This is a genomic window from Bradyrhizobium sp. SZCCHNS3016, assembly GCF_032484535.1.
In the GTDB taxonomy this organism is placed as follows: domain Bacteria; phylum Pseudomonadota; class Alphaproteobacteria; order Rhizobiales; family Xanthobacteraceae; genus Bradyrhizobium.
This window is the reverse complement of record NZ_JAUETE010000002.1, coordinates 382,179-397,203: the sequence shown is the minus strand read 5'-3', so window position 1 is coordinate 397,203 and position 15,025 is coordinate 382,179. Positions and strand designations below refer to the sequence as shown.

Below are 15,025 nucleotides of genomic sequence, written 5' to 3'. Positions count from 1 at the left end.
ACGGGGGTTCGTGGAACCAGCGGCTCAGGCGATCGCCTGGAGATAACGCCGCACCGAGCGATCGAACGCCGCCTTCGCATCGTCGCCGATGTTCTTCTGCCACCACGCGCCGTAGATGCGGTCGAAGGCGAGCGGCGCGACCGCATCGGCGATGCGGCGCACGGCGGCGGCGCCGAGCGGGATGTAGTTCGGATAGGAGTACATGAAGCTGACGTGGCGGCGATCCATCGCCACCATCGCGATGTCACCGGTCAACAGCGCGCCCTTGCCACCGGCACCTTTGCGCCAATGCAGGATGGTGGCGCCGGCGAAATGCCCGCCGGTCCGCAGCAGCACGACGTCATCCGAGATGGCGAGGCGATCGCCCGTCCATGGCACGATGGCCGGATGCGGCCGGGTGACGAAGGCGCGGTCGTCGCCATGGAGATAGACCGGCGCGTTGCCGAATGCCTCGCTCCAATCGGCGACCGCGCCATAGTAGTGCGGATGCGACACCGCGATGGCCTTCAGACCGCCCAATGAGCGGACGCGGGCAATGGCTGCCTCCGTCGCCAAGGGAATGCAGTCCCACATCACGCAGCCGTCCGGCTCGGGAACGAGCAGCGCGCGCTGGCCGATCGCAAAGCTGGGATCCAAAGCGAGGCCGGTCAGGCCGTCATCCTCGCGCCAGATGACCTGATGCCGGCCAGCAAGGTCGTCGCGGCTGAGGAAGCTCTGTCCCTTCCAGTTCACATATTGCCGCTCGTCCTCGCAGACGACGCAATGGCCGGGCGGCGCCTTCGTATCGGGAAACTGCGCGCCGCATTGAAAGCAGGTCCAGAGAGGCATGGATCACCGGTCGTCGAGATGGGATTGCGGAGGATAGCACGCGGACCATCCCGGAACACCGTCGCGCGCGGCTTCGTGATTGCCTAGTGTCGCCGGACGCCCGACAGGAGTTCTCGACATGCCGACCACGCTGCGCCGCGCCTACGTTCACCGCCTGCCGATGCGCAGCCCGGACGATGTCGGCGCGCTCGAGGCCGGAATCGCGCAAGGCGCCATCGATCCCGCCGGCATCGTCGCCATTCTCGGCAAGACCGAAGGCAATGGCTGCGTCAACGACTTCACCCGCGCCTTCGCCGTGCGCTCGCTGGAGACGCTGCTCGGCCGATATCTCGCAGCCGACGCCGTGCGGCAGATCGCGATGGTGATGTCCGGCGGCACCGAAGGCGCGCTGTCGCCGCACATGATCGTGTTCGAGGCACGCGACGGTGGCGACGCCGCGGCGCCGCGCGCTTTCCCGGCATCGCTGGCGCTCGGGCGCGCGCGAACGCCGGTGCTGGCGGGCGAGCATCTCGGCCGGATGCAGCAGGTCGAGCAGGTCGCGGCCGGCGTGCGCGCGGCGATGGCTGACGCCGGCATCAGCGATCCCGCCGACGTCCATTACGTCCAGGTGAAATGCCCGCTGCTGACGATGGAGCGGATCGAGGCGGTGGAGGCGCGGGGAGAGCGCACCGCCGTGCGCGATACGCTGAAGTCGATGGGCTTTTCCCGCGGCGCCTCGGCGCTGGGTGTCGCCGTCGCGCTCGGCGAGCTCGCCGCTGCCGATCTGTCCGATGCGACGATCTGCACGGATGTCTCGCGCTACAGCGAGCGCGCGGCGACATCGGGCGGCGTCGAGCTGCTCGACCACGAGATCATGGTCGCCGGCATGTCGGCCAAGTGGAGCGGGCCGCTGGCGATCGATCATGCGGTCATGGGCGATGCCATCGACATCGAGCCGGCGCGGCAGGCGCTCGCCCGGCTCGGCCTGAACGTGCCGGGCCAGGTGCCGGCCGCCGATCGCAGCCGCATCGCCGCGGTGCTCGCCAAGGCGGAGGCGGCGCAGAGCGGCCGGCTGCGCGGCCAGCGGCATACCATGCTCGACGACAGCGACGTCTCTTCGACCCGCCACGCCCGCGCCTTCGTCGGCGGCGCGCTGGCCGGGCTGTTCGGCTTCACCGACCTGTTCGTCTCGGGCGGCGCCGAGCATCAGGGCCCCGACGGCGGCGGGCCGGTCGCGATCATCGCCGAGCGCCGCTGATCTCACGGTCGAAATCCCGGGCCACGCGTTCTACCTGATCACCACGGCGAAGTTCTGAGCCGCATACGCGTCCCGATCGGGAAACAGATTCGCCAGATTCCCGCCGCATCTCGCGACGCGGCGGGGAGCAGCTCGAACCGAAGATCGACCGAAGTGATCGTCAAGCGCACGATTCACCTCGCGAGACGACGTGAAAGACCACCAACTCTCCCATCAGCAATTGAATGATGGAGATCAGCTCAACCAGGAGGTTTCAACTGTTGCCGCCGGGCGACACATTGCGAACAAGTCTCATTTTCAGAAATGGATGGAAACTTTTCGTATTCCGGCCACCAGCGGAACCAGCTTTGGACCGCTTTCCCTCGCTTCTTGACTTGCATTCGCAACAGGCACGCGCCCGTTGCGGGCGTTCAACGAACCCAAGTCAAAGTTTTGCGTAACGAATGGGGTGGTCGAGTATGGGTAAGGCAATCTTTCCAAGGAGCTTGCGAGGGGCACGCGGGCACGAGTGGGATCCATCTCCCGAGATTTCCGGTGTGAAAGTCTCGGCGGTCGCGAGCCTGATCGCGGTTGCCTCGTTCTCCAGTGCCGAAGCCCAGCAGGCGCCGCTGCCGTCCGTCAACGTCGAAGCCCCGGTGGCGCGCCCCAAGCCGGCCGCCTCGCGCCCGACCGCGGACCAGGTCCGCGCCCGCGACGCAATGCGCCGCGCCGCCCGCCAGCAACAGCAGCAGCAGGCCGCGGCGCCGAAGAGCAATCTGCCGCCCGACCGCAACCCCTATTCCAGCCCCGCTTCCGACTACAAGGGCGAGCGGCTGCAGGCCTCCGGCAAGTTTCCGGAGAAGCTGCTCAACACGCCCAAGACCGTCACCGTCCTGAGCAAGGAGATCCTGGCGGACAAGAACTCCACCAGCCTCAAATCCGCCGTGCTCTCAACCGCCGGCGTGACGCTCGGCACCGGCGAAGGCGGCAACGCGTTCGGCGACCGCTTCTTCATCCGCGGCTTCGACGCCCGCAACGACGTCTTCATCGACGGCGTGCGTGACGCCGGCGTCTCCGTGCGCGAGAACTTCTTCACCGAGCAGGTCGAGATCCTGCGCGGCCCGGCGTCGTCCTTCGCCGGCCGCGGCACCACCGGCGGCGCGATCAACATCGTGACCAAGCAGGCCACGACCGAGAACAGCTTCTACAACATGGACACCACGCTCGGCACCGACAGGACCAAGCGCGTGGTGATCGACGTCAACCAGAAGATCACGCCGACCTTCGCTGCCCGCGTCGGCGGCCTGTTCCAGGATGCCGGCGTTGCCGGCCGCGACTACGTCACCGACAACCGCAACGGCGGCTTCATCGCCACCAAGTGGACGCCGCTGGACACCGTCACCCTGTCCGCCAACTACATCCACAACGAGGTGACCGGCCGTCCGGACTTCGGCGTGCCGTATTATCGGCCGAGCACGCTCACCGCCGGCGCGCCATTCCCCGAGGTCGGCTCGCCGCGCAACGCCTGGTACGGCTTCGTCAACCGCGACTTCTCGCGTGTCGGACAGGACATCGGCTCGTTCAATGCCGAGGTGAAGGTCACTCCCGACCTGACGATCTCCGACAAGGTCCGGGTGTCGCGCTCGACCTTGAACTACATCGGCACGCTGCCGGAAGGCCCGACCAACATCAATCCGCCGTCCGGCGCGCTCATCAGGGCCAACCCGCAGAGCCGCTTCCAGCAGACGGACGTGCTCGCCAACCAGCTCGAGGCGACCTACAAGTTCGACACCGGCAACTTCAGGCACACCGTGCTCGCCGGCCTCGAGGTCTCGCAGGAAAAGGCGCGCATCAACAGCTACACCGGCCTGACCTCCGAGCAGCAGGGCCTGGCGTTCGCGGGCAGCGGTTCGCTCTCGGGCGTGAGCGTGTTCAACCCGCAGTTCACGAACCTGCCGTTCGGCATTCCGTCGCTGGGGCAATTCCCGACCAACGTGAAGATCGACTCGGCGAGCGTCTACGCTCTCGACAGCGTCAACTACCGCGATCTCGTCATCCTCAACGGCGGCGTGCGCTATGACAAATACGACGTCCGGGTCGACGGCTTCGGCACCGTCAACGGCGTCGCCAACACGCCGGGCTCGACGGCGGCCTCCAGCGGCATGCCGAACTTCAACGTCGGCATGACATTGAAGCCGGTGCCCTACGCCAGCTTCTATGCGGCCTACGCCACCTCGTCGAATCCGGTCGGCGCGGAGTTCGACGGCCTCAGCCCGCAATATGGCGGCCTGTCGGCGGTCACCAATGGCGGCGCAAACCAGATCTTCGGGCCCGAGAAGAACACCTCGATCGAGATCGGCACCAAATGGGAGCTGCTCGACGGTCGCCTGCTGGTCACGGGAGCGCTGTTCCAGACCGAGAAGGAGAATGCCCGCGAGTCGCGCAACATCACCAGCGCCGCGCAGGCCACCGCGGACTGCCCGTATCCGGCAGGCACCATCGGCTCCGTGCCGTGTCTCTCGGCCGGTGCCGCCTACCGCATCCGCGGCATCGACCTGCAGGCCGGCGGCAAGCTGACCGACAAATGGAGCATCTTCGGCGGCATCGTGCTGATGCAGTCGGAGGTGACGAAGTCGAACATCCCGCCAGCCAACACCGCGCTGTTCACCAGCAATGTCGGCCTGCAGCTCGCCAACACCGCGCACCAGTCGTTCAGCCTGCTGACGAAGTACCAGATCAACGACACCTGGGAGATCGGCGGCCAGGCGGTGTACCGCTCGAAGATCTTCGGCGGCACTTGGCTGGCGGCGAACCAGGGCACGGAGTTGCCGAGCTACTGGCGTTTCGATGCGTTCGCGGAAGCCAAGCTCGACAAGAACTGGACGGCGAAGGTGTTTGTTGCCAACATCTTCGACAAGCTCTACTACGACGCTCTCTATCAGAGTGCCACGCCGTTCGTGCTCGTCGGTCCGGGACGAAGCGCATCGATCGTCCTGTCCGGACGGTTCTGATCGCAGACCACCCAGCCGGGGGCACACATCAAGTGATGAGTTCATGCTGATCTGTGTCCCCGGAATTCTGAGCAAAGACGATGTGGCGGAGTTTCGCCGCATCATGGACTCCAGCGACTGGGAGGACGGCCGCTCGACGGCCGGCGCCCAGTCCGCCATGGTCAAGCGCAACGAGCAGTTGCCGCCCGACAGCGAGGTGGCGCGCAAGCTCGGCCACCGCATCATTTCGGCGATGACCGCCAATCCGCGCTTTCTCGCCGCCGCCATCCCGCAGCAGATCTTCCCGCCGCTGTTCAACCGCTACAGCGCGGAGTCGGGTCATCATTTCGGCATCCACGTCGACAACGCCGTGCGCGGCGACAAGCTCACGGGCCTGCGCATCCGCACCGACCTCTCGGTCACGCTGTTTCTCTCCGAGCCGGAGGATTACGACGGCGGCGAGCTGGTGATCGAGGATCTCTACGGCTCGCACGAGGTGAAGCTGCCGGCCGGCGACCTCGTGCTGTATCCCTCCTCGAGCCTGCACATGGTCACCCCGGTGACGCGCGGCGTCCGCGTCGCCTCGTTCTTCTGGCTGCAGAGCATGATCCGCGATCCCCTCGCGCGCAGCATGATCTTCGATCTCGATACGACGATCCAGGGATTGTCGCAGCGGATGGGGCGCGACGATCCGGAGATGGTGCGGCTGACCGGCCTCTATCACAACCTGATCCGCTACTGGGCCGAGAACTAGAGGTTCTCCTTCGGTCGCAACGATCTGGTTGAGTTCGATCGTTTACGAGCCGGGTTGCACGCGATGCAGCCCGGCTCATTCGTTTTGGTGATGATCCCATCGTTCAGGCGCTTTCCCCAGCGCTCGCGATAGACCGCCATCCGAGCTCACATGCAGTCGGCTGGTCCGTTTCTCGGAGCTGTCGATTCATGTCTTTGACCGCTGGCGGAGCGTCGTTGGCGAGCTCTGCGATTTTCCGTGGCGGTGAGCGCGTGCGCTTCGCGAACTTCAGCCCCCATCACGACCGCGATGGCCGTTGATCACGACGTGATCAGGGGCGCGCGGTGCGTGTTTCTTGAACGACGCCGATCTCATCGGCATTCTGATTCGGACATCGACGCCCTCAAGCTCCTTTCGGACGGCATCCCGTCCCGAAAGCCGCGCGGCATGCCCTCGTGCCAACCGAACAGGATCATCACGGCGGTTCCGACTAATTAGAATCGATGGAAGACCGAACGGAGGCAATTGCGTGACGCGCGGCCGCATCAGCGGCGTCATGCACGGCTAGCTCCGTCTCGCATCAGGACTTTCAGGGAGTTAGGACGTCATGTGCGGCATCGACGGCCGATGAACTGGCCGCACGATTCGATTTTTCATTTGGCATCGCACTCACCGGAGTGACGGCCGACATTGATGTTCCCGCTTTGAGTCAACGCGCCGTCTCAAAACAGCCGGGTTACGACTAGAGACATTACAGAGAAGATAACTACCAAGGGGTATGCAGCAACATGTTCAGGATCGTTCTTCATGTAGGAGCGGTGATCGCAGCCGTTTCGGCCGGCGCCATGGCGCATGCCGAGCAGCCGGCCACATCGCCGAGACCTGGCCAGGCTGCAACCGCCCCGCAGACCACAGCACCAAATCCGGCGAATGCGACCGGAGCGAAATCCGTTCAGCCTCCGGCGACAGCGGCCGCCACGCAGGCGCCTGCCGTTGCGCCCGTCAACGCCGCCGCGGCCAGTGGGCCGGCTCCCGTTGCGCACGCAGCTCAGAGCGCGGCGCCGAAGCCAGTGACCATCGGACAGGCGCAGACGGCCCCCGCTGTTGCCCAGCCCGCGCCGCAGGCGGCAGCGCCTGCTCCCACGGCAGCGGTTCCGACGACCAGCGGCGTCGCGACGACGGCCGCGCCTTCGCCAGCTCCGGCCGCGACCACGCCGCAAGCTGGTGCAACGAACCAGGCACCGGCCGCCGCAACGAACGACACGCAGCCGTCGAGCGCGACCGAAGCCGTCACGGACACGGCAGCGGGCGACAAAGCGAAGGACCAGGCAGAGAAGCCGGCCCAGGGTGCGGCACAAGGCGGTGCGCAGGCGGCATCACACGTGCCGCACGATCTGTCGCCATGGTCGATGTTCCTGGCCGCCGACATTCTCGTGAAATCGGTGATGATGGGGCTGGCGCTCGCCTCGCTTGCGACCTGGACCGTCTTCATCGCCAAGACCATCGAGTTCTCCATCCTGCGCCGGAAGCTGAGCAGCGCGCTGCGCAAGGTCGACGACGTACGCTGGCTGTCGGAAGCCAAGCTCGCGCTGGGATCACGCCAGAACGTGCTGACAGCACTGATCGATGCCGCCATGCACGAGATCAGGATGTCGTCCGAACTGCCGTCTCACGGCGTCAACGAGCGCGCGGCGTCGAGTTTCTCCGAGATCGTGCGTGCCGAAGGCCGGCGTTGCCGGACCGGCATGGGCCTGCTCGCCACGATCGGCTCGATCTCGCCCTTCGTCGGCCTGTTCGGCACGGTCTGGGGCATCATGAACAGCTTCATCGGCATCTCGAAGTCGCAGACCACGAACCTCGCCGTGGTCGCGCCCGGCATCGCCGAGGCGCTGCTCGCGACCGCCATCGGCCTCGTCGCCGCGATCCCGGCCGTGATCATCTACAATCACTTCACGCGGGTGACGAAGGGCTACATGGAGCTCGTCAACCGGTCCTCCGGCGCCACCGCCCGCATGCTGTCGCGCGATCTCGACCGCGGCCACAGCCATCACGGCGAGCGCTTCGAGCCGATCCACGTCCACTCCGCGCCTCCGATGGCGCTCGCAGCGGAGTAGGTCATGGCCGTTTCTCTGTCTGAAGGTGATGGTGACGACGATCTCGGCGAGACCAGCGACATCAACGTCACCCCGTTCATCGACGTGATCCTGGTGCTGCTGATCATCTTCATGGTCGCGGCACCGCTCTCCACGGTCGACGTGCCGGTCGATCTTCCGACCTCGACCGCCACGCCGCAGAAGAAGCCGGACAAGCCGATCTATGTCAGCATCAAGCCGGATCTGACGCTGTTCGTCGGCGAGGAGCAGGTGAAGCGGGCGAGCCTGGTCAGCACGCTCGAGCACATTCCCGAGGCCGCCAAGGACAAGTTCATCTTCCTGCGCGCCGACCGGGGCGTGGCCTATGGCGAGCTGATGGACGTGATGGAGCTGCTGCGGACCGGCGGCTATCCGAAGATCAAGCTCGTGACTGTCGAAGGCGTCTCACAGGCCGCCGCCCAGGCTGCACATTGAAACCAGTGAAACGACGGAAGTGAAGAATGGTCGAACACAAGTATCAAGGAGCGTCGCGCCGCTTGTGGATCTCAGCCGCGATTGGCGCCGTGATGTTGCACGGTGGCGGCGCCGCGCTCGCGGTCGTCCATCTCAGCGGCAATGATGCGGAAGGTGGCCTCGGCGCCGCCGGCGCCGAATTCGCGCTCGAGATGGCCTCGCCCCAGGTCGAGGACAACGATCTTCCGCCGGGTCCCGACAGCGACGCGGCCGAAGCTGCGCCGGAGCAGATGCAGCAGACCGCCGAAGTCAAGGAGTCCGACGCCGTCAAGGACAAGCCGACCGAGACCGAGGAAGAGGCCGATCGGGTCGTCACGCAGAACGACCCCAAGAAGCCGGAGAAGGAGGAACAGCAGCAGGCGACCCAGCAGGCCGAGGCATCGGTCGCGTCTGCCGCGCAGGAAGAATCGGCCCGCAAGGCGCTGGACGAGGCCGCGCCGCCGGCGGAGACGGCCAAGGCCCCCAATCCGGGAATGGGCAAGGACAAGCAGAAGCTGACCAACGATTGGGGCCGCAAGATCAGCGCCTATTTCGAGCTGCACAAGCGCTATCCGGAAGGCAAGAAGCACAATGGCACGGTCAAGGTCGCGCTGGTGCTGAGCCGGGCCGGCAAGGTGGTGTCTGCGTCCGTCATGCAGTCGTGCGGCGACTCGATGTTCGACGATGCCGCGCTTGCGATGATCCGCCGCTCCGACCCGGTGCCCGCGCCGCCGTCCGGACTGACGGACGATCAGTTCAGCTTCAGCCTCGACGTGAACTTCAATCAGAAGAAGTAGTCGTGGCCGAACTGACGCGCAGATCCGGACTTGGCAGCGCTCACCTCGTGGGCGCTGCATTTCGTTTTGGAGACTGGAGCCAGCCACTCCCGCCGCGCGTCCACCCGTCGCTGGGTGGCTAATACTACATGGCGAAGCCGGCGCGAAACTCCAGCTTCCAGGCCTGCGGCCCTGCCCCGGAATGACTGTGGCCGCGTCACGACAGCAGGCGTGATCTCCAGGCACGCGCTCAGAAGACCGCAGATGCCGCGCGGGCGCCTGCCGGGCAGCCGATCAGTACTGTACCCGCGCGCCGACCTGCACCACGGTCGCCGACAGATTGTTTTCGCGGAAGTTGGAGCGCGTCTCCTCGCGCCGGACGCTGGCCCTGAGCTGCAGCAGGCGTGAGAACTTGTAGAGCATGCCGAGCTCGACCAGATAGCGGTTGTCGACCCGCGTCGTGCCGGTGAACGCGTCCTCGCCATAGCCGGCGAGGAACGTACCGATGAGCCAGGGCTCGAACTGATGCTCGACGCCGACGGTGACATCGCGCTTGAGCACGCCGGAGATGCCGGGCTCGGTAATCTCCACCACCTGCGACTTGGCCCCCAGCGCGATCGCCGTCTCCTTGGCGAATTGCCAGGTGAGATTGGCGTCGGCAATGAAGCCGTTGACCGGCTTGAGCATCGGATCCTGATAGCGGCGCGTCAGATAGCCGACGGCGACGTCGCCGGTCAGCTTGTCGGCGTAGTTGAAGGTCACGCCGGCCTCGACGGCCGTACCGGTGGAGTCGCGGCGGAAGCCTTCGGCATCGACCGCGATGTCGTGAACGCGGCGGTCGACGGCGACGTCGACGAAGGGCCGGATCTCCGGCGTCAGATTATAGGTGATGCGGCTCTGCGAGCCGTATTGGACGAAGTTGCGATCGGCATTGCTGACGATCTGGCCGTCGATGAGCGGTGCGTTCTGGAACGCCACGCGGTCGATGGCGGCCTTGGTCGAGACCTCGACCTCCTCGAACCGCTTGGTGACGCCGACGGAGCCGCCGACGGTGGAGGCCAGCGGAATCTTGGCGAACCGGCCGGCGAAGCGCGGCGTGCCGGGATCATCGGCATCGACGGCAACGTGCCCCTCGCCGTTGAGCGCAAACGTATCGGTGATGTCGTAGCGTCCATTCACCTTGGCGTCGACGGTAGGCCTGCTGAGCTGCCGGAGCTTCGCATAGTCGATGTAGCCGACGCGCACATCGGCGTTGAGCAGATGCCGCTCGAACTGAGAGCGCACGAGCAGGACCGGCGCAACGCTGACGAACGCCGAGCCCTTGCCTTGTGGCACACGGCCGGGATTGCTGTCGAAGCCTGACGACATTTCGAACGCAGGCTTCAGGATGAAGTTTCCCACCGTGATGCCCTTGGGCTCATAGGGGTCCTCCTCCATCATCGGCGGCTGCGCCGGCGGCTCCTGCGGCTTCTGCCCCTTGTTCACCGGCGGCAGCCGCATCTTCGGCTTATCGGCCAGAACGGGCGGAATCGGCTGCGCATCCTGTCGCGGAATTGGCGGCAGGTTGCGCGGCAGCACGCCACGGGTGGCCGGCGGCGGACTGACGGCGAAGGCCAGCGCATCCAGACAGCGATTGGGGACGTTCGTCGTCGACAGCCGGCCGGGCGTCGACAGGCAGCCGCCAACCAGGAGGCCGGCGGACGGAGCACCGAAAAAGCCGTTTCGAACCGGAGCCAGACGCGGCGCAGGCTCGCGGCGCGCGGCCTGAGGGAGCGCGCCCGCGCCGGCATCGATCGGAGACCGCGGCCGCGGCGGTGCAGCCCCATCCACCTGCGTTGCCGCCTTGGGCTCCGGCTCGACGCCGCCAGGCGAAACGATCACCTGCGGAATGACCAGCGGTCCATTGCCATTCGCGGGCCGCGCCGGCTGGCGGCGACGATTGGGCACGACCACCACCGGCCCACCCTCGGCGGCCCCGGGATCTGCATAGGCTCTGACCTGGCTCCCCGGAACGACGGTCTGACCGTAGGACGGCGCGGCTCCAAACAGCGTCACGAGCAGCACGGTGATCGCAACCGACTCCTCCTGGCACCATGAGACGTCGCGACCGATGCCACGTCTGGAAGCGACCGTCTCTCGTGCTGCCCGTTCCAAAAAGCCTCGTCTCCGTCGAGTTCGGCAACCTGCGAAGCGCGCCCCCCCCCCCCGCGGCGTGACACGTTCCGGCATCACGGCGCCGCGGGGCCGAAGGCCGGATCACTCGATGATCAGCGTGCCCTTGTTGCCCTGATGGAAGTCGTCGAAGAATTCGTAGCGTCCCGGCTTCTGCGCCTTGACCTTCACGACGCCTTCCATGTTCGGCTTGATCACCGTCTCGAACTCCAGGGGCTCGCTCTCGAACTCGACCGGCGCGCCATCCAGATTCTTGACCTTGAACACGATCGGCGTGTCGGCCGGCGCCTTCATCTCCGCCGGCTGAAACTTGTTGTCCTTGACCGATATCTCGATCGTGGTCTCCGCCGCGCTCGCCGGAAGCGCGAGCGCCGCGATCAACAGCGCGGCGGCTCCTGCTGCCTGTACCTTCCCAAAGAGATTCATGATGTATGTCCCTGTCCCGAATTCACCCGAATGTGCCGGACGGCTTCCCGACGCTCGCCTGTTTCGACGAGTCTCCGACACTTCATAGAACGACTATAAAGTCCCGAATGCGGCAATTTACCGTGTCCAAATTTGACAACATCGTTGTGTGCGACGATGCGCGCGACTTTATTAGTTGCGTAGCGTAGCGTCGCGGCGCCGCGCAGATGCATCGGCTTGAGCATCGCCGACGCGCGGCGCCGAATGACAGCGACGAAAATCAGCGGTCTCTGCGGCCGAGAGCAGCATGACCGCCTTGGTTCGCATCGCTGCTGTGCTGATATGAGACACGACAGGTCATGCAGCGTCGTCGCACACCCCGCGAACCACACGAGACTCACGATCGACCGCGCGCGCTGCGCGCAGCACATGCATGATCCTCATGCGCCGGCTCGTCGAGGCGACTGCGAGCGAGATACACGCATAGGAACGCGCCCGCGCTGGTCCCGCGCGGCATGGACCGAAATGTGCGTGTGCCTCCATCCAGCTCGAGCCGTGCGCGGACAAGCCTTGCGCGCACCAGAAATGAAATCAGACGCGAGCCCGCCCGCCCATATCGGCGGCGAGCGCACACGACCGATGCCCGCCGCCTCACCTGCCGACCCCCAGCCGCTTGTCGTGAATGCTGAGGGACCGCGGCATGCGTGCGGGCTTCGCGGCGCCCGGCGTCGGATTCACGCGCAGGGGCGGCAGATCGGGCACGACGGATACGTGCTCCTCGTTCGCCATCGGCTCCGGGTTCTGCCGTGCGACGCTGCGCGCCGCCGCCGCACGCACGATTCCGGGCACGCGCTTGCGTCCCGTGACCATCGCGCGCATCAGGTTCTCCCGCTGCAGCACGCTCATCCACACCGTGCCGAGCACATGCACGGCGATCAGGGCGATGATGGCATTGGACGACAGCGCATGCGCCTGTTCGATCCAGCCGACGCCGAAGAACCGGACCGAGACCTGCATGACGCCGCTGATGGTCGAGACGATCAGAAGCGCGAGCATCACGACCAGCATCGCGGCGCCTGCCGGGTTCAGCCCGAGATAGCGTCCCGTCTCTCCGCGCAGCATGCCCACGATGTATTGAGGCGCCGCCCGCAGCTTGAGGCTGATCCGCGCGAACAGCGAATGGCGGCTGCCGATCAATCCCCAGATCAGCCTGAAGGCGAGCAGACCGATGACGGCGTAGCCCGCCAGCCGATGCAGGCGGTCGAACGTGTTGGGCGTGACGCAGGCGACGAGCACGAAGGCCGCGAGCGACCAGTGCCAGACGCGCAGCGGAAAATCCCAGACCGCCACGGTCCCCGAACTTGAGTTCGCCGGCGTCTCGGAGGAGACGCTCCGCTGCGCCCGGCCTGCGTCACGCATGACCATCAGATCACTTCGCCTTCGTATGCTTCAGTGCGAGGTCCTCGGGGCTGTAAAACAGCTCATAGAGCTTGCCGCCCTTGACGCCGTAGACCTCGTAGCAGGTGCCCTCGATCTTGGTCTGGCGGACCTCGTAGCCGGCAGCCTTCGCCTTCGCTTCGGCCTCGGCCGTCGTCTTCCACGACGCCTTGTCGAGCTTGGTGCAATCCTTGTAGCCGTCGGCGAGCGCAGCGGAGCCCGACGCAAGACCCGCCGCCAATGCCACAACCATTATCTTGATGACCTTCATTATCAAATCCCTCCTCGAAGACTGCGCCATCGGCGCCAACAGCGCTCGATGCGCGGGCTACAAAGGGGAGGGAGATTTCAACGAAACTTGGACATCGCATTCCGCGGCGGACGGCCTCGAACACGCATGCGCGGCTCGAAACGATCCGCATCCGGCCGCAATGTCGCTGAGATGCGAACTCATATACGTTCCAGTCAGGATCGAACCGTGTCGGCAGGCTGCTGATCTTTTCCGGAATCGGCAACGCGCGTAGTTCCCCGTACGTTGCAACTGATATTGATTCGCAAGGATGTAGCAGCACTGGCGCGAGGCGCACGCGCCTTCCTCGCGCATAAGGCGTCACTGGCGATGCGTGCGGGACCACACTCCTGCCCGATTGCGGCTGTGACCAGGGTGAGGCGAGAAAGGAACAGACAGCTACACGGCTGCGACCTTAAGCCTCAGAAAAAAATATTCTGAGCGCTGCGATCGTTCACAGGACCGGATCGATATCGGTATCGGACGGTGACAATGCGGCTGTCTGCGCACGCATCTACCAGCCGTCAAGCGCACATGCGTGCGAACCGCGGTATACCGAAGAAGCGATCCTGATCTCAGGCGCGGGCGATGCCCTTGCCGACACGGACCACCGGCCAGGATGGCGGATCGCTGCAGGGAAACGACTCGTCGGATGCCTCGGCAACGACGTCCCAGCTCGCGTCGGGATCTGCCATGGAATCGCGCCCGGACGAGCGGCCACGGCCGGGTGAGCTGCCCTTGCTCTCGCCGCCGCTGCGGAGCGCGACGTCGGCGCGCCTCGCGAGCCTTGGCGCGAATTTCGACATGCTTCATTCCATCGCTGCGGCAGGCAGGATGATGATGGATCGCCCTTGCCGCTATGGAGCGACAAGCGCCGCCCTCGCCGATGGTTCCACAAGGAGCGACCGAGCTTGCGTCCCACGGTCGCGGGTAAGCAGACGCACATCAACGCGCCCGGCCACCGGGAATGGAGAGATCGTCACTTCGTCCCGGAGAAGACGCGGCTGATGAAGTCGGAGCTCTCGGGCGACTTCGTCATCTCCGGCGACGGCTCGGGCTGGGCCGGCGGCTCGGCTGGTACGGATCGGATCTGCGGTCTGTTTCGGGCGCTGACGCTACGCGTCGCGCGCGCCTCCTGCTCGCCTCCGTTCGGCTTGCTCACCGTGATCATGATCTTCTCGGAGATCACCGGCGGATCGAAGTTGAGATGCCTGGTGTCGCCCAGCACGAGCTGCAGCGTGTGCTTGCCGGGCGACAATTCGATCCGCGCCTCCGTCTCCCCCGCTGCGTAATGAACGTGTTTCTTGTCACGCGGAATCTCCTCGCCGGCCTGCATCGTCTCGTCGACGTCGACCAGAAGATGATGATGGCCACTGCCGGCGAAATCGTCGCCCGCATGGGTAACGCCCATGTTGCGCAGTCCGAAGCGAGCGATGAAGGGCCCGGTCACCGTCTCCCCGTCCGCAGGAGAGATGAAATAGACGCGGGCATCCTTCGCAGCCTTCGTTCCCTTGGCCGGCGCCAATGACGGCGCGAGCACGAGCGATGCGGTCAGGATGAGGCAGAGTCGCGCAGACCTCGGCAGCATGCAAAT

The 15,025-nt window shown here is 65.6% G+C and carries 14 protein-coding genes; 7 read left to right on the top strand and 7 right to left on the bottom strand.

Going from position 1 to position 15,025, the window contains the following annotated elements:
* Window positions 1-24: 24 nt before the first annotated feature.
* A complete protein-coding gene (locus tag QW881_RS06050; RefSeq protein ID WP_315736419.1) occupies window positions 25-828 on the bottom strand; it encodes an MBL fold metallo-hydrolase in 804 nt (267 codons plus the stop codon).
* Between the two features lie 118 nt (window positions 829-946).
* On the opposite strand from QW881_RS06050, the gene QW881_RS06045 reads away from it, so the two are divergent.
* The 7 genes from QW881_RS06045 to QW881_RS06015 all read left to right on the top strand — a co-directional run bounded on the left by QW881_RS06045 (window position 947) and on the right by QW881_RS06015 (window position 9,149).
* The gene (locus tag QW881_RS06045) at window positions 947-2,065 is read left to right on the top strand and encodes a ring-opening amidohydrolase (RefSeq protein ID WP_315758756.1); all 1,119 of its coding nucleotides are present in this window, start codon (window positions 947-949) and stop codon (window positions 2,063-2,065) included.
* 190 nt (window positions 2,066-2,255) lie between these two features.
* The gene (locus tag QW881_RS06040; RefSeq protein ID WP_315758757.1) at window positions 2,256-2,438 is read left to right on the top strand and encodes a hypothetical protein; all 183 of its coding nucleotides are present in this window, start codon (window positions 2,256-2,258) and stop codon (window positions 2,436-2,438) included.
* A gap of 85 nt (window positions 2,439-2,523) precedes the next feature.
* A complete protein-coding gene (locus QW881_RS06035) occupies window positions 2,524-5,055 on the top strand; it encodes a TonB-dependent receptor (RefSeq protein ID WP_315758758.1) in 2,532 nt (843 codons plus the stop codon).
* 43 nt (window positions 5,056-5,098) lie between these two features.
* A complete protein-coding gene (locus QW881_RS06030; RefSeq protein WP_315758759.1) occupies window positions 5,099-5,788 on the top strand; it encodes a Fe2+-dependent dioxygenase in 690 nt (229 codons plus the stop codon).
* A gap of 1,049 nt (window positions 5,789-6,837) precedes the next feature.
* The gene (gene exbB / locus QW881_RS06025) at window positions 6,838-7,881 is read left to right on the top strand and encodes a tonB-system energizer ExbB (RefSeq protein ID WP_316158367.1); all 1,044 of its coding nucleotides are present in this window, start codon (window positions 6,838-6,840) and stop codon (window positions 7,879-7,881) included.
* A 3-nt stretch (window positions 7,882-7,884) separates the two neighbouring features.
* Window positions 7,885-8,334, top strand: a complete 450-nt coding sequence (gene exbD, locus QW881_RS06020; protein WP_315736414.1) for a TonB system transport protein ExbD — start codon at window positions 7,885-7,887, stop codon at window positions 8,332-8,334.
* A gap of 26 nt (window positions 8,335-8,360) precedes the next feature.
* The gene (locus QW881_RS06015; protein ID WP_316158366.1) at window positions 8,361-9,149 is read left to right on the top strand and encodes a TonB family protein; all 789 of its coding nucleotides are present in this window, start codon (window positions 8,361-8,363) and stop codon (window positions 9,147-9,149) included.
* 273 nt (window positions 9,150-9,422) lie between these two features.
* Here the strand turns inward: QW881_RS06015 and QW881_RS06010 are convergent, their stop codons facing one another.
* From QW881_RS06010 to QW881_RS05985, 6 genes are all read right to left on the bottom strand, one after another.
* Window positions 9,423-11,282, bottom strand: coding sequence for an outer membrane beta-barrel protein (locus QW881_RS06010; protein ID WP_316158365.1), 1,860 nt, complete (start codon window positions 11,280-11,282; stop codon window positions 9,423-9,425).
* A 102-nt stretch (window positions 11,283-11,384) separates the two neighbouring features.
* A complete protein-coding gene (locus QW881_RS06005; RefSeq protein ID WP_316158364.1) occupies window positions 11,385-11,726 on the bottom strand; it encodes a cupredoxin domain-containing protein in 342 nt (113 codons plus the stop codon).
* 630 nt (window positions 11,727-12,356) lie between these two features.
* Window positions 12,357-13,124, bottom strand: a complete 768-nt coding sequence (locus QW881_RS06000) for a cytochrome b/b6 domain-containing protein (RefSeq protein ID WP_316158368.1) — start codon at window positions 13,122-13,124, stop codon at window positions 12,357-12,359.
* Between the two features lie 10 nt (window positions 13,125-13,134).
* On the bottom strand, window positions 13,135-13,413 hold the full coding sequence (locus QW881_RS05995; protein ID WP_315736410.1) for a PepSY domain-containing protein: 279 nt from the start codon (window positions 13,411-13,413) through the stop codon (window positions 13,135-13,137).
* Window positions 13,414-14,006: 593 nt separating this feature from the next.
* Complete coding sequence (locus tag QW881_RS05990) at window positions 14,007-14,237, bottom strand: hypothetical protein (protein WP_316158363.1); 231 nt, start codon at window positions 14,235-14,237, stop codon at window positions 14,007-14,009.
* A 173-nt stretch (window positions 14,238-14,410) separates the two neighbouring features.
* Window positions 14,411-15,019, bottom strand: a complete 609-nt coding sequence (locus QW881_RS05985) for a DUF4399 domain-containing protein (protein ID WP_316158362.1) — start codon at window positions 15,017-15,019, stop codon at window positions 14,411-14,413.
* Between the last annotated feature and the right edge of the window lie 6 nt (window positions 15,020-15,025).

Coding starts and splice junctions, on each gene's coding strand:
- QW881_RS06050 (WP_315736419.1), bottom strand. CDS start 828: ATGCCTCTCTGGACCTGCTTTCAATGCGGCGCGCAGTTTCCCGATACG.
- QW881_RS06045 (WP_315758756.1), top strand. CDS start 947: ATGCCGACCACGCTGCGCCGCGCCTACGTTCACCGCCTGCCGATGCGC.
- QW881_RS06035 (WP_315758758.1), top strand. CDS start 2,524: ATGGGTAAGGCAATCTTTCCAAGGAGCTTGCGAGGGGCACGCGGGCAC.
- QW881_RS06030 (WP_315758759.1), top strand. CDS start 5,099: ATGCTGATCTGTGTCCCCGGAATTCTGAGCAAAGACGATGTGGCGGAG.
- exbD (WP_315736414.1), top strand. CDS start 7,885: ATGGCCGTTTCTCTGTCTGAAGGTGATGGTGACGACGATCTCGGCGAG.
- QW881_RS06015 (WP_316158366.1), top strand. CDS start 8,361: ATGGTCGAACACAAGTATCAAGGAGCGTCGCGCCGCTTGTGGATCTCA.
- QW881_RS06005 (WP_316158364.1), bottom strand. CDS start 11,726: ATGAATCTCTTTGGGAAGGTACAGGCAGCAGGAGCCGCCGCGCTGTTG.
- QW881_RS06000 (WP_316158368.1), bottom strand. CDS start 13,124: ATGCGTGACGCAGGCCGGGCGCAGCGGAGCGTCTCCTCCGAGACGCCG.
- QW881_RS05995 (WP_315736410.1), bottom strand. CDS start 13,413: ATGAAGGTCATCAAGATAATGGTTGTGGCATTGGCGGCGGGTCTTGCG.
- QW881_RS05990 (WP_316158363.1), bottom strand. CDS start 14,237: ATGTCGAAATTCGCGCCAAGGCTCGCGAGGCGCGCCGACGTCGCGCTC.
- QW881_RS05985 (WP_316158362.1), bottom strand. CDS start 15,019: ATGCTGCCGAGGTCTGCGCGACTCTGCCTCATCCTGACCGCATCGCTC.